The 17,923-nt window shown below is 73.1% G+C and carries 14 protein-coding genes; 10 read left to right on the top strand and 4 right to left on the bottom strand.

All coding sequences use genetic code 11. From position 1 onward, the window contains the following. Window positions 1-445: 445 nt before the first annotated feature. Window positions 446-1,786 carry a 4-aminobutyrate--2-oxoglutarate transaminase gene (gene gabT / locus ACWGKU_RS23320; RefSeq protein WP_359909189.1) on the bottom strand — a complete coding sequence of 447 codons (1,341 nt, stop codon included), beginning with the start codon at window positions 1,784-1,786 and terminating at the stop codon, window positions 446-448. A gap of 245 nt (window positions 1,787-2,031) precedes the next feature. On the opposite strand from gabT, the gene ACWGKU_RS23315 reads away from it, so the two are divergent. The 3 genes from ACWGKU_RS23315 to ACWGKU_RS23305 all read left to right on the top strand — a co-directional run bounded on the left by ACWGKU_RS23315 (window position 2,032) and on the right by ACWGKU_RS23305 (window position 7,497). Next, window positions 2,032-4,122 (top strand): ATP-binding protein, encoded by a 2,091-nt coding sequence (locus ACWGKU_RS23315; RefSeq protein WP_452179576.1) that lies wholly within the window; start codon window positions 2,032-2,034, stop codon window positions 4,120-4,122. A gap of 153 nt (window positions 4,123-4,275) precedes the next feature. Further along, on the top strand, window positions 4,276-5,844 hold the full coding sequence (locus ACWGKU_RS23310) for a PucR family transcriptional regulator (RefSeq protein WP_359909183.1): 1,569 nt from the start codon (window positions 4,276-4,278) through the stop codon (window positions 5,842-5,844). A 210-nt stretch (window positions 5,845-6,054) separates the two neighbouring features. Next, window positions 6,055-7,497, top strand: coding sequence for an aldehyde dehydrogenase family protein (locus tag ACWGKU_RS23305; protein WP_401046803.1), 1,443 nt, complete (start codon window positions 6,055-6,057; stop codon window positions 7,495-7,497). 89 nt (window positions 7,498-7,586) lie between these two features. Here ACWGKU_RS23305 and ACWGKU_RS23300 read toward each other — a convergent pair whose 3' ends face one another. After that, complete coding sequence (locus ACWGKU_RS23300; RefSeq protein WP_359909177.1) at window positions 7,587-8,255, bottom strand: NAD(P)-binding oxidoreductase; 669 nt, start codon at window positions 8,253-8,255, stop codon at window positions 7,587-7,589. A gap of 142 nt (window positions 8,256-8,397) precedes the next feature. On the opposite strand from ACWGKU_RS23300, the gene dxr reads away from it, so the two are divergent. The 5 genes from dxr to ACWGKU_RS23275 all read left to right on the top strand — a co-directional run bounded on the left by dxr (window position 8,398) and on the right by ACWGKU_RS23275 (window position 14,058). Further along, a complete protein-coding gene (gene dxr / locus ACWGKU_RS23295; RefSeq protein ID WP_452179575.1) occupies window positions 8,398-9,639 on the top strand; it encodes a 1-deoxy-D-xylulose-5-phosphate reductoisomerase in 1,242 nt (413 codons plus the stop codon). Between the two features lie 80 nt (window positions 9,640-9,719). Continuing rightward, on the top strand, window positions 9,720-11,024 hold the full coding sequence (locus tag ACWGKU_RS23290; RefSeq protein WP_401046808.1) for a M50 family metallopeptidase: 1,305 nt from the start codon (window positions 9,720-9,722) through the stop codon (window positions 11,022-11,024). 143 nt (window positions 11,025-11,167) lie between these two features. After that, complete coding sequence (gene ispG, locus ACWGKU_RS23285; RefSeq protein ID WP_359909168.1) at window positions 11,168-12,328, top strand: flavodoxin-dependent (E)-4-hydroxy-3-methylbut-2-enyl-diphosphate synthase; 1,161 nt, start codon at window positions 11,168-11,170, stop codon at window positions 12,326-12,328. A gap of 214 nt (window positions 12,329-12,542) precedes the next feature. Further along, window positions 12,543-13,418: a GNAT family N-acetyltransferase gene (locus ACWGKU_RS23280; protein WP_452179580.1), complete on the top strand. Its 876-nt coding sequence runs from the start codon at window positions 12,543-12,545 to the stop codon at window positions 13,416-13,418. A gap of 91 nt (window positions 13,419-13,509) precedes the next feature. Continuing rightward, the gene (locus tag ACWGKU_RS23275; RefSeq protein WP_359909165.1) at window positions 13,510-14,058 is read left to right on the top strand and encodes a GNAT family N-acetyltransferase; all 549 of its coding nucleotides are present in this window, start codon (window positions 13,510-13,512) and stop codon (window positions 14,056-14,058) included. A 35-nt stretch (window positions 14,059-14,093) separates the two neighbouring features. Here ACWGKU_RS23275 and ACWGKU_RS23270 read toward each other — a convergent pair whose 3' ends face one another. After that, the gene (locus ACWGKU_RS23270; protein WP_452179574.1) at window positions 14,094-15,011 is read right to left on the bottom strand and encodes an aminoglycoside phosphotransferase family protein; all 918 of its coding nucleotides are present in this window, start codon (window positions 15,009-15,011) and stop codon (window positions 14,094-14,096) included. Between the two features lie 83 nt (window positions 15,012-15,094). Continuing rightward, on the bottom strand, window positions 15,095-16,018 hold the full coding sequence (locus ACWGKU_RS23265; RefSeq protein ID WP_452179573.1) for a ferritin-like domain-containing protein: 924 nt from the start codon (window positions 16,016-16,018) through the stop codon (window positions 15,095-15,097). Between the two features lie 283 nt (window positions 16,019-16,301). Between ACWGKU_RS23265 and rimP the strand changes: the two genes are divergently transcribed. Both rimP and nusA read left to right on the top strand, forming a co-directional pair. Then, window positions 16,302-16,838, top strand: coding sequence for a ribosome maturation factor RimP (rimP, locus tag ACWGKU_RS23260; RefSeq protein WP_359909157.1), 537 nt, complete (start codon window positions 16,302-16,304; stop codon window positions 16,836-16,838). Window positions 16,839-16,893: 55 nt separating this feature from the next. Continuing rightward, window positions 16,894-17,895: a transcription termination factor NusA gene (nusA, locus tag ACWGKU_RS23255; RefSeq protein ID WP_401055733.1), complete on the top strand. Its 1,002-nt coding sequence runs from the start codon at window positions 16,894-16,896 to the stop codon at window positions 17,893-17,895. Window positions 17,896-17,923 lie beyond the last annotated feature (28 nt).

Below are 17,923 nucleotides of genomic sequence, written 5' to 3'. Positions count from 1 at the left end.
CAGCCGGAGCAGGGGGGAGAGCTCCGGGGCGGCTCTGATGATCGCCGTTCCGCGCGCCCCGGGGGGTGTGGGTCGGACGGTCGGTCGATCGGCCTTCGGTGGGCGCCGACCCTCCCGGGCCGGCCTGGTCGTCCTCGTGCGGCACCCGCGCGACCGGCCCCGGAAGGGGCCCCGCGGACGGCCGCGCCAACGGCTGAGGCTCGCTGTCCATCTGCGATGACACTACGTCAACAGCCCTTCCGCGCCGAGCGCCTTCAGCGATTCCGCACACCATCTTCACCCCGCGCCGGGCAACCTCCGGGGCACCCCGTCGATCATGCCCGGACCGCCCGCGCGGCACGCCGGAAACCGAACGGCCCGTGCGGACCAAGAGGTCCCCACGGGCCGTTCAGCGCTGTCCGGACAACCCTCCGGCGGGGGTTCACGACCGGACGGGCGACACCGCTCAGAGGGCGGCGAACGCACCCTCCAGGATGTCCAGGCCCTCGGTCAGCAGGTGCTCCGGCATGACCAGCGGCGGCAGGAAGCGCAGCACGTTGCCATAGGTGCCGGCGGTCAGCACGACCAGGCCCTCGGCGTGGCAGGCCTTGGCGATGGCCGCGGTGGCCGCCGCGTTCGGCTCCTTGCCGCCCGGCAGCACCAGCTCGACGGCGATCATCGCACCGCGGCCGCGGACCTCACCGATGATCTCGTACTTCTCCTGCATGGCCCGCAGGCGGCCCAGCATGATCTCGCCGATCCGCTGCGCCTTGCCGTTGAGGTCCAGCTCCTTCATGGTCTCGATGGCGCCCAGCGCGGCGGCACAGGCCACCGGGTTGCCACCGTAGGTGCCACCCAGACCACCGGTCTGCGCGGCGTCCATGATCTCGGCGCGGCCGGTCAGCGCGGACAGCGGCAGGCCGCCGGCGATGCCCTTCGCGGTGGTGATCAGGTCCGGGACGATGCCCTCGTCCTCGCACGCGAACCACTGGCCGGTACGGCAGAAACCGGTCTGGATCTCGTCCGCGACGAACACGATGCCGTTCGCCTTCGCGAACTCCACGATCGCCGGCAGGAAGCCCTTGGCCGGCTCGATGAAGCCGCCCTCGCCCTGGATCGGCTCGATGATGATCGCGGCGACGTTCTCGGCACCGATCTGCTTGTTGATCGCGTCGATCGCCTGGGCCGCGGCCTCGGCGGCGGCGTTCTCCGCACCGGTCAGCCAGCGGTACGGGTAGGCGACCGGCACCCGGTAGACCTCGGGGGCGAACGGACCGAAGCCCTGCTTGTACGGCATGTTCTTCGCCGTCAGCGCCAGGGTCAGGTTGGTGCGGCCGTGGTAGCCGTGGTCGAACACCACGATGGCCTGGCGCTTGGTGTAGGCGCGGGCGATCTTCACCGCGTTCTCGACGGCCTCGGAACCCGAGTTGAACAGCGCGGTGCGCTTCTCGTGGTCACCCGGGGTCAGCTCGTTCAGCTGCTCGGCGACCGCCACGTAACCCTCGTACGGGGTCACCATGAAACAGGTGTGCGTGAAGTTGCCCAGCTGCTCGGTCGTCCGGGCCACCACGGCCTCGGCGCTGTTGCCGACGTTCGTCACGGCGATGCCGGAACCGAAGTCGATCAGCGAGTTGCCGTCCACGTCCTCCAGCACGCCGCCGTTGGCACGGGACACGTACACCGGCAGGGTGGTGCCGACACCGGCCGCCACCGCACCCAGCTTGCGGGCGTGCAGCTCCTGCGACTTCGGACCGGGGATCGCGGTGACCAGGCGGCGCTCCTGCGGGAGCGGCGTTGCGGCGCTCATGGGGTTTCTCCAGACTTCTCGGCTCGGTGCTTCGCAGGCTACGGCCGCCCTCCCCACCCGGGCACGCGCCACTCGGTAGCAGTGCGCCGTCCGACTTGTCCGGCACGGCCAGCGCGGGCGGCACGACTACCCGCAGGCCACGCTCCACTACCCTGAGCGCGGGCGTGTCGCCGGTACGGCGGCATGGGTATGGCGGCACCGACGGCGGTCGGGCCGGGCGGGCGGGCGAGGGAGCGGGGCCGTACATGGCACAGGACGGGGCACACCACCACGGCGAGCACAACACCACCAGCCCCCCGAGCCCCTTGCCCCACCAACGCCCCGGCGGGGGCACGTCCCCCTTCGACCTCGCCGCCTGGGCCTGCGCCCCGCGCCCCGACGCCGAACCGGGCGTCTACCGGCTCGGCTATCGCCGCCTCGACCCGGAGCGGGCGGAGGCGGCCAAGGTCGCCACCTGGCCGCTGCTGCTGCGGGCGGGGCTGAACGCGGTGGTGGCGTGGTTCGCCTATCTGTACGGCACCCAGCTGCTGATGTACGTCCTGGTGTGGTTCGGCGGACAGACGGGCATCGGCCCGCTCGCCTCGCCCTCCGAGTCGGAGGCCATGTTCACCCTGCTGGTGGCCAACATCGTGGTGGTCGCCGTGGTCATCAAGTTCTTCGGCCGGATGGGCCGCTGGCCCGAGGTGTGGCGCCGTTACGTCACTCCGCTGTTGTCGCGCACGGTGACGCAGGAGAAGCTCGTCGAGGAGGACGCCCCGGGGGCGGCCGAGGGCGTGCGGGGGCGGGATCCGTGGGACGGGCTGCGCCGGGGCGGTGCGGTCGGTGCGGCGGCCCGGCTGGACGGTGAGGCCGTGGGGGACGTCGACTACGTGCGGATCCGGCGCGCCTGGGAGTCCGCCCAGGCGGACCCGGTGTTCGTGCCCGCCTTCGCCGAGCAGGTGGCCTCGCGCGGTGCGGCGGCCTTCGCCCATCCTTCCGAGTCGCGCGAGCTGCCCGGCCGTGCCGAGCGGCATGATCTGCTGCTCGGCCAGGTCCGGCTGGGCACCGCGCAGGACGTCCCGAAGAACCCGTTGGGCCACCGGGCGGCCGGTTTCGCGCTGGACCCGTCGGTGCTGGGCACGTCGCTGCTGGCGGTGGGCCCGGCCGGTACGGGGAAGACGGCGCGGCTGGCCCGGCCGGTGGCGGAGGCGTTGTGCCTGCAGGCGTTGTCGGGTACGGCCTGTGCGGTGGTGGTCGGGGCGGCGGACGCCGATCTCGGCCCGGACTCCTGGTACGACGTGGTGATCGCGCCCGGCGATCCGTCCTCGCTGTACGGGCTGGACCTCTACGGCGCCGCACGGGACCCCGACGAGGCGGCCGCCCGGCTGGCCGAGGCGTTGCTGCCGGACGAGCTGACTGCCCGCGCGGAGCACGCCCGGACCGCGTTGCAGCAGGTGGTGGGCCCGTTCCACGCGGCGTACGGCCGTTACCCGGGGGTGCGGGAGCTGCGGGCGCTGCTGGCGGGTGAGCCGGATGTGCTGGCGCCCCTGGTGAAGGCGCTCGGGGTGGCCGGCCGGCTGGCCGTCCACGAGCGGGACCTGGAGCACCGGGAGCGGCAGCGCGACCGGGCGGACGACCCCGGGGCGCTGCTGGCGGACCGGCTGGCGCTGTTGGAGCGGCCAGCCTTCGAGGGGGCCTTCGCGACCGATGGGACCGGTCGGCCCCCGTTCGCGATGCGGGTGCTGGACCATCCGCTGCGGGTGCGGGTGAAACTGCCCGAGCGGAGTCACCCGGAGGCGGCGCGGATGCTGTCCCGGCTGGTGGTGGGGCAGTTCGTGCAGGCGGCCGGGGCCCGCGAGGACCGCTCGCTGTTCGCGGGCCTGGTGGTGGACGACGCCTCGGCGGCGCTGGACGCCACCGCGGTGCGCGGCCTGCAGCGGATGCGCGGGGCGAACGCGGGCGCGGTGCTGTTGCTGCGGACGCTGGTGGACCTGCCGGAGGCGCTGCGGGCTCCGCTGTTCGGCGCGGTCGGCTGCCGGATGGCGTTCCCGGGGATCGCGCCGTGGGACGGGAAGCTGTTCTCGGAGGCCTGGGGGACGCACCTGGTGCAGGAGACCGCGGTCACCCACACCCCCGACACCTCCGGTGGGGTGATACGGCGGGCCGGGCGGGTCGGGCGGAAGGCGTTGTCGGGGACGACGGCGCAGACGGAGTCGGTGACGACGCGGGACGTGGAGCGGCTGCGGTGGTCGCCGTCGGATCTGGCGCACGCGCTGCCGGCGGGGCATGCGGTGGTGTCGTTGACGGCGGTGTCGGGGGAGCAGGTGCCGCCGTTGCTGGTGGATCTCCGGGGTTGACGGCGGGCTGCCGGGGAAGTCGCCTTCGAGGTGGATTCGGCAGTGCGGGTTGTCCGGGGCGTCCATAATGAAGGGGAGAGACCCTCACCAGTCCCACGTCCCTCTCCTCGCCCGGCCGCAACGGCGCGGTCAGGTCGATCCTTCGAAGGTGCCATGCCCCCCACACTCGCCTCCGTCGTCCGTAACACGTCGCTCCATCTGACGGTCCTCGCCGGTGCGGATCACCTGGAACGTCCGGTCCGCTGGGTGCACACCAGTGAGCTGGACGACCCGACGCCGTTCCTGGAGGGTGGCGAGCTGCTGCTCACCACCGGTATCAAGCTGGGCCGTACGGCGGCGCAGTTGCAGGCGTACGTGCACCGGTTGGCCGACGCGGGGGTGGTCGGGCTGGGGCTGGGGGTGGGGTTGTCGCACACCGAGGTGCCGCAGCCGCTGGTGGACGCGGCGGCGCAGCGCGGGCTGCCGCTGTTGCGGGTGCCGGAGCCGACGCCGTTCATCGCGATCAGCAAGGTGGTGTCGGCGGCGCTGGCCGCGGAGCAGTACGAGGCGGTGACGACCAGCTTCGAGGCGCAGGAGGAGCTGACCCGGGCGGCGCTCGGCAAGGACGGCACGACGGCGGTGGTGCGTCGGCTGGCGGCCCGGCTGGGGGGTTGGGCGGCGCTGTACGACGGGTCGGGCGCGCTGTCGGTGGTGGCGCCGGACTGGGCGGCTCGCCGGGCGGGGCGGCTGGCGGCGGAGGTGGACCGGCTGCGTCGGCGGCCGGCGCCGTCGAGTGCGGCGTTGCAGGGGCGCGCGCCGGGGATAGACACGGCGGACGAGGACTACGTGGTGGTCCAGTCGCTGGGGGCGGACCGGCGGGCCCGGGGCTTCCTGGCGGTCGGGACCGAGGACCGGATCACGCCGACCGAGCGGTATGTGCTGAACGCGGCGGTGGCGCTGCTGACCCTCACCCTGGAGCGGTCGCGGGAGCTGCGGCAGGCCGAGGAGCGGATGGGCGCGGCGCTGTTGCGGATGGTGCTGGCCGGTGAGGTGGCGACGGCCCGCCAGGTGGCGGTGGGGCTGTTCGGGGGGCTGCCGGAGGGGACGATACGGGTTCTGGTGGCCGGGGCGGGGCCGGCGAACGCGGATGCCGCGGAGGCGCTCGGGGAGCTGGGCGACCGGGCCGAGCAGGCGGGCGCCCGGGTGGGGGAGAAGCTGTTGGTGGCGCGGGAGGACGGTGCGCACGGGCAGCGGCTGATGGTGCTGGCGTTGGACAACGGCGCGGTGCACCGGGCTTGTCTGGGCACGGTGGAGGAGCACGAGGGCCTGTCGTTGGGTGTCTCGGCGCCGGCCGCGCTGGAGGAGGCCGGGACGGCGCACGCGCAGGCCGAGCGGGCGTTGGCGGTGGCGTTGCGCGGCGGCCGCCGGTCGGTGGACCACGAGGAGGTCGGCGCGGGGTCGCTGCTGCCGCTGTTGGGCGAGGACGCGGTGACGGCCTTCGCGGAGGGGTTGCTGCGGCCGTTGCGGGAGCACGACCGGACGGCCCGCGGGGATCTGGTGGCGTCGTTGCGGGCGTGGTTGTCCCGGCACGGCCAGTGGGACGCGGCGGCGGCGGACCTGGGGGTGCACCGGCACACGTTGCGCTACCGGATGCGCCGTGTCGAGGAGTTGCTGGGGCGCTCGCTGGACGACACGGACGTGCGGATGGAGCTGTGGCTGGCGCTGCGTTCCGGCGAGGAGTGACGTACGGGGTGGCACGGGCGGTTCACGCGGCGGGCGGTGGACGAGGCTCCGGCGGGACGCGGACCGCGCCCCGGTAGGACGTGGTGGAGTGGCCCCGGGGGCGAACGCTCCTAGTCGGCCAATCCGGTCGGCGCGCCGCCCCGCCTACCCTCAAATCCGGGTCCCACGTCCGTGGGCCGTAGGACAGACGAGGAGAGGGCCGGTACCACGGTGACCACCACGTACGATTTCTGGCTCGCCGGCCGCCGGGCGAGCGGTGACGCCGACTTCGAGGTGCACAACAGCTGGGACGGCCGTCTGGTCGGCAAGGTGAGCATCCCGACCGAGGCCCAGGTCGAGGAGGCGCTGGACGCCGCCGTCGCCGCGCTGCCGGTGTTCGCCGCCACTCCGGCGCACCAGCGTGCCGCCGCCCTGGACCACGTGGCCAAGCGGCTGACCGAGCGCACCGAGGAGCTCGCCCAGCTGGTCAGCGCCGAGAACGGCAAGCCGATCAAGTGGGCCCGCGGTGAGATCGGCCGTGCGGTGTCGGTCTTCCGCTGGGCCGCCGAGGAGGCGCGTCGCACCAACGGCGAGACCATGCGCCTGGACACCGACCCGGGCGGCGTGGGCCGTTTCGCGGTGGTGCGCCGTTTCCCGCGCGGTGTGGTGCTCGGGATCGCCCCGTTCAACTTCCCGCTGAACCTGGTCGCCCACAAGGTCGCCCCGGCGATCGCGGTCGGTGCGCCGATCATCCTGAAGCCGGCTCCGTCGACCCCGCTGTCGGCGATGGTGCTGGGCGAGATCCTGGCCGAGACCGACCTGCCGGTCGGCTCCTGGTCGATCCTGACCGTGCCGAACGACCGGATGCCGGCCCTGGTGCAGGACGAGCGCCTGCCGGTGATCTCCTTCACCGGTTCGGACAAGGTCGGCTACCAGATCATGGACTCGGTGCCGCGCAAGCACTGCACCCTGGAGCTCGGCGGCAACGCCGCGGCCGTGGTGCTCGCCGACTGGTCCTCGGAGGCCGACCTGGACTGGGCGGCCACCCGGATCGCGATGTTCGCGAACTACCAGGGCGGCCAGTCGTGCATCTCGGTGCAGCGGGTGATCGCCGACGCCTCGGTGTACGACGCGCTGGTGGAGAAGGTCGTCGCGAAGGTCAAGGCGCAGGTCACCGGTGACCCGGGCGACGACGCGACCGACGTCGGCCCGCTGATCGACGAGAACGCCGCGAAGCGCGTCGAGTCCTGGGTCGAGGACGCGGTCGCCAAGGGCGCCAAGGTGCTCACCGGCGGCTCCCGCGAGGGTGCGACCTACGCCCCGACCGTGCTGGCCGACCTGCCCGGGGACGCCATCCTGGCCAAGGCCGAGGTGTTCGGCCCGGTGCTTTCGCTGCACAAGGTGGACGGCGTGGACGAGGCCTTCGCGGCGGTCAACGACTCCGCGTTCGGCCTCCAGGCGGGTGTGTTCACCCACGACCTGCAGACCGCCTTCCGCGCCCACCGGGAGCTGGAGGTCGGTGGTGTGATCATCGGCGACGCGCCGTCCTACCGCGCCGACCAGATGCCGTACGGCGGCGTCAAGGACTCCGGTGTCGGCCGTGAGGGCGTCAAGTACGCGATGGACGACTACACCGTCGAGAAGGTCATGGTCCTGACCGGCCTCGACCTCTGAACGACGTCGTGGCAGTGCCGTAGCGCTGCGGTGGGAGGGCCCGGTTCGCCGAACCGGGCCCTCCCGGCGTTTCGCGCCCCCGCGCGGGCTCAGCCGTCGTGCCCGGCGGCCGCGGCGACGGCCTCCTCGACGGCGACGTTCCCGGAGACCAGTTCCAGGGTCAGTCCGGCGGTGCCGGGCTCGTGCAGCAGGGCGGCCAGGACGGCGGCGACGTCGGCCCGGTCGACCGCGCCGCGGTCGACCGAGGGGGCGAGCCGGACCAGGCCGGTGCCGGGGCCGTCGGTGAGCCGCCCGGGGCGCAGCACGGTCCAGTCCAGGCCGGTGCGGGCCCGGACGGCGTCGTCGGCGGCGCCCTTGGCCCGCAGGTAGGTCTCGAAGACCTCGTCGGCGGGGTGGTGCGCCGCGGCGTCGGCGGCCATCGCCGAGACCATCAGGTACCGGCGGATCCCGGCGAGTTCGGCGGCGTCGGCGAGCAGTACGGCGGCGTCCCGGTCCACGGTGTTCTTGCGGGCGGCGCCGCTGCCCGGTCCGGCGCCGGCGGCGAAGACGACCGCGTCGGCGCCGGTCAGCAGTCCGGCGAGCTGCGTGGCGGTGGCGGCCTCCAGGTCGAGCAGCAGTGGTTCGGCGCCGGCGTCGACGAGGTCCCGGGCCTGTTCGGGGCGGCGGATGATGCCGGCCGGGCGTTCGCCGCGGGCGGCGAGCAGCCGTTCCAGTCGGAGCGCGATCTGTCCGTGGCCCCCGGCGATGACGGTACGCATGGTTCCGACGGTAGCCCGGGACGGGCCGGGAGGTCCGGGGAGGTCCGGGGAGGTCCGGGGAGGTCCGGGGAGGTCCGGGGCGGTGCCGCGGACAGGACACCAGAAGTCCGGGGCGGTGCCGCGGACAGGACACAATGGGCGCATGACTTCGCTCGCCCACCCGCAGCTGCGCTTCACGCCCACCGTGGCGGACCCCTCCGGCCCCCGGGAGCTGGTGATCCTGGGTTCCACCGGTTCGATCGGCACCCAGGCGATCGACGTGGTGCTCCGCAACCCGGACCGCTTCCGGGTGGTCGCGCTGTCGGCGGCGGGCGGCCGGGTGGAGCTGCTCGCCGAGCAGGCGGTGCGGTTGGGCGTGCACACCGTGGCGGTGGCCGATCCGGCGGCCGAGCCGGCGCTGCGCGAGGCGCTGGCCGCGAAGGCGGCGGGCGGTCCGCTGCCGACCGTGCTGGCGGGTCCGGACGCGGCGACCGAGCTGGCCGCCCTGGAGTGCCACTCGGTGCTGAACGGCATCACCGGTTCGATCGGCCTGCGGCCGACGCTGGCCGCGCTGGAGGCGGGCCGGGTGCTGGTGCTGGCCAACAAGGAGTCGCTGATCGTCGGCGGTCCGCTGGTGAAGGCGGTGGCGAAGCCGGGCCAGATCGTGCCGGTGGACTCCGAGCACGCCGCGCTGTTCCAGGCGCTGGCCGGCGGCACCCGGGCCGAGGTGCGCAAGCTGGTGGTCACCGCCAGCGGCGGCCCGTTCCGCAACCGCACCCGGGAGCAGCTGGCCGGGGTGACCCCGCAGGACGCGCTGGCGCACCCGACCTGGTCGATGGGCCCGGTCGTCACGATCAACTCGGCCACCCTGGTGAACAAGGGCCTGGAGGTGATCGAGGCGCACCTGCTGTACGACGTGCCGTTCGACCGGATCGAGGTCGTCGTCCATCCGCAGTCGGTGGTGCACTCGATGGTGGAGTTCACCGACGGTTCGACCCTGGCCCAGGCGAGCCCGCCGGACATGCGGATGCCGATCGCGCTGGGCCTGGGCTGGCCGGACCGGGTGCCGGACGCCGCTCCCGCCTGCGACTGGACCAGGGCCGCCACGTGGGAGTTCTTCCCGCTGGACGACGAGGCCTTCCCGGCGGTCGAGCTGGCCCGGGAGGTGGGCGCCCTGGGCACCACCTTCCCGGCGGTCTTCAACGCGGCGAACGAGGAGTGCGTGGAGGCATTTCTGAAGGGCCGCCTCGCCTTCACCGGAATCGTGGACACTGTTGCCAAGGTCGTGGCCGAGCACGGTCAGCGGGACGGCGCCGCGGCGGCGGGAACTTCCCTGACGGTGGAGGACGTCCTGCACGCGGAGGACTGGGCGCGCGCCCGGGCCCGCGAGCTGGCGGCCGGCTGACGGTCGGCTGGCGGTCGGCCCATGGCCCCGATTGCGGTAGGACGAGACGATGAGCGGAGCGGCATGACGGAGGACCAACGGTGGCAACGGTTTTGACGGTGGTCGGCATCCTGGTCTTCGTCATCGGGTTGCTCATCTCGATCGCCTGGCACGAACTCGGCCACCTCTCCACGGCCAAGCTGTTCGGCATCCGGGTGCCGCAGTACATGGTCGGCTTCGGCCCGACCCTCTGGTCGCGCCGGAAGGGCGAGACCGAGTACGGCATCAAGGCGATCCCGTTCGGCGGGTACATCCGGATGATCGGGATGTTCCCGCCGGGCGAGGACGGCCGGATCACCAAGCGCAGCAGTTCGCCCTGGCGAACCATGATCGAGGACGCCCGCGAGGCCTCCTACGAGGAGATCCAGGAGGGTGACGAGAGCCGGCTCTTCTACACCCGCAAGCCCTGGAAGCGCATGATCGTCATGTTCGCCGGTCCGTTCATGAACCTGATCCTGGCGTTCGGGCTCTTCCTGACCGTCATGATGGGCTTCGGCGTCAACATGAGCGTGCCGACGGTCAGCTCGGTCGAGAAGTGCGTGGTCAAGGTCGGCCAGCCCCGGGACACCTGCCCGGAGGGCGCCCCGCAGACCCCGGCCGCCCAGGCCGGACTCAGGGCGGGCGACCGGATCCTCTCCTTCGACGGCGACCGGATCCACAGCTACGACCAGCTCCAGGCGGACATCCGCGAGTCGGCCGGCCGGAGCGTGCCGGTCGTGGTCGAGCGGGCCGGGGAGCAGCTCACCCTCAACCCGACCATCGCGGTCAACGACGTCCAGAAGTACGACGGCAACGGTGTCCCGCTCAAGGGCCAGAGCGTCCAGGCCGGGTTCCTCGGATTCACTCCCGCGAGTGGTGTGGTCCGGCTGGGATTCGGGCAGTCGGTCGACCGGATGTACGACATGACCGAGAACGGGGTGAAGTCGCTGATCGCGTTGCCGGGCAAGATCCCGGGGCTGTGGAACGCGGTCGTCGGCGACGCCCCGCGCGATCCGGACTCGCCGATCGGCATGGTCGGCGCCGCCCGGGTCAGCGGCGAGGTCTTCTCGCTCGACATCCCCGGCACCCAGCGGATCGCGTTCTACGTGAACCTGCTGGCCGGCATCAACCTGTCGCTCTTCCTCTTCAACATGCTGCCGCTGCTCCCGCTGGACGGCGGGCACATCGCCGGCGCGGCCTGGGAGGCGGTCCGGCGCCGGTTCGCACAGCTGTTCCGGCGGCCCGACCCGGGCCCCTTCGACGTCGCCAAGCTGATGCCGGTGGCGTACGTGGTGGCCAGCATCTTCATCGGCTTCACCCTGCTGGTGATGGTCGCCGACCTGGTGAACCCGGTGAAGATCAGTTAGGGCGTTCGGGTACCACGGGTGTGCTGGGCGCCATGACGGTGCCGTACCGTGGAGGCCGGGTGCGCGATCGTCAGCGCGCCCGGCCTCGGCCGTGTCACGGCCGGGCGGTCGACCACACCTCAACCCCGGGGAACCCTGCGCACATGACCGCGATCTCGCTCGGTATTCCGTCCCTGCCGCTCAAGCCGCTGGCCAAGCGCCGTTACTCCCGGCAGATCATGGTCGGCAACGTGCCGGTCGGCGGCGACGCGCCGGTCTCGGTGCAGTCGATGACCACCACCGTGACCTCGGACATCAACGCCACGCTCCAGCAGATCGCCCAGCTCACCGCGTCCGGCTGCCAGATCGTCCGGGTCGCCGTGCCCTCGCAGGACGACGCCGACGCGCTGCCGATCATCGCCAGGAAGTCGCAGATCCCGGTCATCGCGGACATCCACTTCCAGCCCAAGTACGTCTTCGCGGCGATCGACGCCGGCTGCGCGGCGGTGCGCGTGAACCCGGGCAACATCAAGGCTTTCGACGACAAGGTCGGCGAGATCGCCAAGGCCGCCAAGGACGCGGGCGTCCCGATCCGGATCGGCGTCAACGCCGGCTCGCTGGACAAGCGGCTGATGGAGAAGTACGGCCGGGCCACCCCGGAGGCGCTGGTCGAGTCGGCGCTGTGGGAGTGCTCGCTGTTCGAGGAGCACGACTTCCGCGACATCAAGATCTCGGTCAAGCACAACGACCCGGTCGTGATGATCAACGCCTACCGCCAGCTCGCCGCCGCGTGCGACTACCCGCTGCACCTCGGCGTGACCGAGGCCGGGCCGGCCTTCCAGGGCACCATCAAGTCGGCGGTCGCCTTCGGCGCGCTGCTGGCCGAGGGCATCGGCGACACCATCCGGGTCTCGCTCTCCGCCCCGCCGGCCGAGGAGATCAAGGTCGGCAACCAGATCCTGGAGTCGCTCGGACTGCGCGAGCGCGGCCTGGAGATCGTCTCCTGCCCGTCCTGCGGACGCGCCCAGGTGGACGTCTACAAGCTCGCGGAGGAGGTCACCGCCGGGCTGGAGGGCATGGAGGTGCCGCTGCGGGTGGCCGTCATGGGCTGCGTCGTGAACGGTCCGGGCGAGGCCCGCGAGGCCGACCTCGGGGTCGCCTCCGGCAACGGTAAGGGGCAGATCTTCGTCAAGGGCGAGGTCATCAAGACCGTTCCGGAGTCGAAGATCGTCGAGACCCTGATCGAGGAGGCGCTCAAGCTCGCCGAGCAGATGCAGGCGGCCGGCGTCGAGGCGGGCGCGCCGACCGTGGTCGCCGGGGAGTGATCCCCGCGCGGCTTGTGCGGGAGCGAACCCCGCGTAGCGTGTTCTGACAGCCGTAGGTTGTCCTGACCGTACGGGAGCACCCGTGCGGTGCTTTCCGGAAGCGGGGCCGTCCGGTCGCGGACGGCCCCCCGGCCGTAGCCGGGTGGGGCCACGGAGTAGGGTGCGGCCAGAGTCGTCTCAGTGAGGTGCTGTCTCGATGCTCGATCGAGGTGTGATGCTCCCGAGCTCCTTCCAGGCCGCCCGGGCCCTGGCCACCACCCGCGTGCTGGAGCCGCCGGACCTCCCGGACGCCCTGGAGATCCTCCACCGCGACCCGGTCGCCAACGCGTTCGTCGCCACCAGGGTCGAGGCCGTCGGGCTGGACCCGTGGCGGCTCGGCGGGGAGTTGTGGGGCTGGTACGACGGGGACGGCGTGCTGGACGCGCTCTGCTACGCCGGGGCGAACCTGGTCCTCGTCGACGCCGGGTCGGAGGCGGTCGCGGCGTTCGCGGAGCGGGCCCGCCGGCAGGGGCGGCGCTGCTCCTCGATCGTCGGGCCGGCGGCGGCCACGGCGGCCTTCTGGGCTCTGCTGGAGCGCAGTTGGGGGCCGGCCCGGGACGTGCGGGCGCACCAGCCGCTGTTGGCGACCTCGGTGCCGTCGGCGGAGATCGCGCCGGATCCGCTGGTGCGCAGGGTGCGGCGCGACGAGGTCGAGGCGCTGATGCCGGCCTGCGTGGCGATGTTCACCGAGGAGGTGGGGGTGTCGCCGCTGGCGGGGGACGGCGGGCTCCTCTACCAGGCCCGGGTGGTCGAACTCGTCTCCGCCGGACGGTCGTTCGCGCGGTTCGGGGAGGACGGGCAGGTCGTCTTCAAGGCGGAGATCGGGGCGGTGACGGAGGGGGCCTGTCAGATCCAGGGGGTCTGGGTCGCTCCGGAGCACCGGGGGCAGGGGCTCTCCGAGACCGGGATGGCGGCGGTCCTGGACGTCGCGTTGCGGGAGGTGGCGCCGGTGGCGTCGCTGTACGTCAACGACTTCAACCTGCGGGCCCGAGCCGCGTACCGGCGGGTGGGGTTCCGGGAGGTCGGGGCGTTCATGAGCGTGCTGTTCTGAGGGGGAGGCCCGGGCGGGGCGGGCGCGGTGTGCGAGGTGCTGTTGGGATCTTCGGCCGCGCCGCGGGGCCACGGGTAGTAACGTCCGGAGCATGGATCAGCTGACCGGGGTGACGATCGAGGCCATCGACCTTGCGGCCTGGGCGCCGCAGGCGCTGGAGGTCCAGGCGGTGGCGTTCGGGCTGACGCCCGAAGAGGTCGCGGTACGGCTGCACATCGTGGGACGGCACGCCCAGCAGCCGGGGGTGATCGCGCTGGGGGCGATGAGCGGGGGGCAGCTGGTCGGGTTCGGGTACGGGATGCCCAACCAGCGGGAGCACTGGTGGAGCACGGTGATCGAGCCCTACCTGGCCGCCCGGGGGTACGGGGACTGGCTGGACAGGGTCTTCGCCGTCACCGAGCTGCACGTGCTGCCGGAGTTCCAGGGGCAGGGGGTCGGCTCGCGGATCATCCGGACCCTGTGCGAGGCGTCGGGCCTGGACCGGAGCATCCTCTCGGCGATCGACGCGGAGACGCCGGCGCGGCGGCTGTACCGGGCGTTGGGGTACCAGGACCTGGCGCGGGCGGTGCGGTTCCCGGCGACGGACCGGCTGTACGCGGTGATGGGGGCCCGGCTGCCCCTGCGGGGAACCGGGGCCTAGCACCCCAAGTGCCTTTGGCCTCAAGGGCCTTGAGGTCAGAGGGAATCGGCGAATTCGAGGTGGAGCTCGGCGTCCTCGCGGCGGTCCGCGGCGAGGGCGCGGAGGGCGAGGTCGACGGCCCGGAAGAGGGTCCAGCCGCGCAGGCGCTCCCGGTCGACGTCGAGGGACTCGGCGAGCCGGCCCAGACGGCGGCGGACGGCCGCGGGGGCGCCGGGGGAGCCGAGCAGGGTGTCGGCGCGGTCCAGGGCGAGACGGGCCAGGTCGTAGGCGCGCTCGCCGGCCAGCGGGCTCGGGTCGACGGCCAGCCAGGGGGCCCGGTCGGCGGCCAGGACGTTGCCGTGGTGGAAGTCGCCGTGCAGGAGGAAGGACTCGTCGGCGGAGTCGGCCAGGCTCCGGGCGGTGTCCAGGGCCTCGGCGATCAGCTGCCGCGCTTCGGCGGCGGCGGGGTGGGGGTGTTCCGCGAGGCGGGCGGCGGCGGCGATCCGCTGGGCGGCGGCGGGGAAGGGGTGGCCCTCGGGGAGTTCGGTCCAGAGCCGGTGCAGCAGGCTGGTGGCCTCCAGTGCGGCCTTCGGCTCGGCGAGGGAACGCAGCGGGATCTCGCCGTGGAGGCGTTCGAGCAGGAGAACCCCCTCGGCGGGGACGGCGTCGAGCAGGAGGACGGCTCCGCGGCCCGCCCAGTGGGCGAGGGCGGTGTGCTCCTGGGCGGTCTCGGGGGTGGGCAGGCCGATCTTGAGGACGGCGGGGGAGAGGTCGTCGCGGTGGACGTACGCGACGAGGCTGAGGCTGCCGCCGGGGTCGAGGATCCGTTCGAGCGTGAGGTTCCAGGCGGCGAGGTGGGCGGCGGCCTTCGCGGGGAGGTCGGCCAGCCATTGGCGGCCGGCCTCGCCGTGGGTGGCGGTGACGGTGTTCGTCAGCCAGGTGGGGACGGTGATGGTGGGTTCGGCTCCCGACATGGGTCCATTGTCGGGGTTTGGGAGGGCGGGGCGCTCGGGAGGGTGCCGGCTTCCGGGAGGGAGGCGGGCGCGGGGGCTCCGGGTCAGCCGGGGGTGCCGGGGAAGGGGGTGGCGGGGGCGCCCCAGTGGTGGGCGCGCAGGGTGGCTTCGCGGAGGGCGGTGGCGGCGAGGAGGCGGTAGGGGGCGGGGACGGCGGTGACCAGGTCGGCGTAGGCGGTGGTCAGGCGGGTTTCCAGGTGGACGGCGAGTTTGGCGGCGTCGGTGGGGGAGGCGACGGGGAAGGGGAGCCGGTAGCCGCCGGCGGCGGGGGTGGGGGCGGCGGTGAGGGTGCCGAGGAGGCGTTGCCAGGCGTCGCGTTGGGCCTGGTGGGCGGCGTGGGTGGTGCGGGCGTCGGCGCGTTGGGGGTCGTCGGGGAAGTGGGCGCCGACGACGCCGTAGCCGTAGACGGCGGCGTGTTCGGCGCCGAGGGCGGCCTGGAGGGCGGGGACGGCGGCGGCTCTGCCGGCGGGGGTGCCTTCGGTGTCGGCGTCGGGGGTCAGGACGGGGGTCGTGTCGCCGAGGGCCGCGGCGTGCAGGGCGTTGGAGGCGGAGACGGAGGCGAGCAGCCGGGCCAGGGGCGGGCCGACCTCGTCGAGGTCGTGGAGGTGGGCCTCGGCGGTCCGGTGCTCCATGAGGGCCAGCTCGGGGAGGGTGGGGAGGGAGCGGTACGGGGTGCTGGTGGGGGAGGGGCTCGCGCTCGGCAGGCCCTGGACGAGGGCGGCGCGGTGCTGGACGGTGTCGTCGCGCAGGGGCTGGAGCAGGGCGGTCCGGGCGCCCGGGACGGTGAGCAGGTTGTCGTAGGCGCCGAGCAGGAGGTCGGTGGCGGCGATCGCGCGCAGGCGGACCGGGGTGTCCGGGTCGCGGGGCGGGGTGGGGTCGGCGTGCCGGTCGCCGACGGAGGCGGTGCAGGCGGTGAGGGTGGTGAGCAGTCCGAGGGCCAGGAGGGTCCGTCGGCTGGGCGGCTGCATCGGGGGCGCTCCGGGCGGGTACGGGAGGACGGCCTCCCCGCCAGCCCTCGTTGGCGTGAATGATTACAGAATCCCCACGTTCCCGGGTCCGGTTCGGGGATGCCGGGCCGGGTGTGAGGTTGCTCGCAGTGGGTGGTGTGCGGGCGGCCGGGGGAGGTCAGGAATCGGTGGTTGGGGGCTTGACCGGATAGGCTTTGGGCCGAGCTGCCGTGATTCCGGTGTGGCACCGGGGGTGCGCGGCGACCTTCTGACAACAGCAGACGCGGCCGAGGAGTCCACCCGGATGAGCACCACCCACACCGACCGGCTGCGAGCGTTGCTGGAGCCGCTGGCCGAGCAGGCCGGACTGGACCTGGAGGACGTCAGGGTCACTCGGGCGGGCAGCCGCCGGCAGGTGCAGATCGACGTCGACACCGACGGCGGTGTGGACATGGACGCCATCGCCGAGTTCAGCCGGGTGGTCGGTGAGGCCCTGGACGAGTCGGACCTGATGGGGGACGACGCGTACCTGCTGGAGGTCGGCTCGCCGGGTGCGGAGCGTCCGCTGGTCCTGCCCCGGCACTGGCAGCGCGCCGAAGGTCGGCTGGCCAGGATCCACCTGGTGGACGGCGGGGAGATCGTCGCCCGGGTGCTGGAGGCCGACGAGGACGGCGCACTGGTCGAGGTGCAGCCGGTGAAGGGGCGCGGCCGTCCGAAGGAGCGCCGTCTGGCGTACGCGGAGGTGACCCGGGCGCGCGTCCAGGTCGAGTTCAACCGCAAGGACGACGAGCTCCTGGACGAGGCCGCGGACTTCGACGAGGGGGAGGACGGCGCCGAGTGACCCCCGGGTGCCGTACGACCATGACGAACGTGACGAAAGACGAGGAGGCGTAGCCGTGGACATCGACATGAGTGCCCTGCGCACGCTGGTCAACGAGAAGAACATCCCTTTCGACCTGCTGGTCGAGTCCATCGAGTCCGCCCTCCTCACCGCGTACCACCGCACCGAGGGCTCGCGCCGCCGGGCCCGGGTGGACCTGGACCGCAAGAGCGGCCACGTCACCGTGTGGGCCATGGAGGACCCGGCGGAGCTGGACGAGGGCGTCGAGCCGAAGGAGTTCGACGACACCCCGAACGGCTTCGGCCGGATCGCGTCCAGCATCGGCATCCAGGTGATGATGCAGCGTCTGCGCGACGCCGCCGACGACCAGACCTTCGGCGAGTACGCGGGCAAGGAGGGCGACATCGTCACCGGTGTCGTCCAGCAGGGCAACGACCCGAAGAACGTGCTGGTCGACATCGGCAAGCTGGAGGCCATCCTGCCGCCGCAGGAGCAGGTCCCGGGCGAGGACTACCGGCACGGCACCCGGCTGAAGTGCTACGTGGTGGCCGTGCGCCGGGGTGTGCGCGGTGCTTCGGTGACGCTGTCGCGCACTCACCCGAGCCTGGTGAAGAAGCTGTTCGCGCTGGAGGTCCCGGAGATCGCGGACGGCAGCGTGGAGATCGCGGCGATCGCCCGTGAGGCCGGCCACCGGACCAAGATCGCGGTCTGGTCGCGCCGCCAGGGCCTGAACGCCAAGGGCGCCTGCATCGGCCCGATGGGCTCCCGGGTGCGCGCCGTGATGGGCGAGCTGCACGGCGAGAAGATCGACATCGTCGACTGGTCCGAGGACCCCCGGGAGATGGTGGCCGCCGCCCTGTCGCCCGCGCGGGTGACCAGCGTGGAGATCGTGGACGCCGCCCAGCGCTCCGCCCGGGTGATCGTGCCGGACTACCAGCTGTCGCTGGCGATCGGCAAGGAGGGGCAGAACGCCCGCCTGGCCGCGCGCCTGACCGGCTGGCGGATCGACATCCGTCCGGACACCGAGGGCCAGGCCGAGGAAGCGCAGGCCCGGTAATCAGTGTCGTCGTCGGCGTCCCCGCCGG

The organism is Kitasatospora sp. NPDC054768 (assembly GCF_053612025.1).
This window is presented reverse-complemented; position numbering and strand designations above follow the sequence as displayed.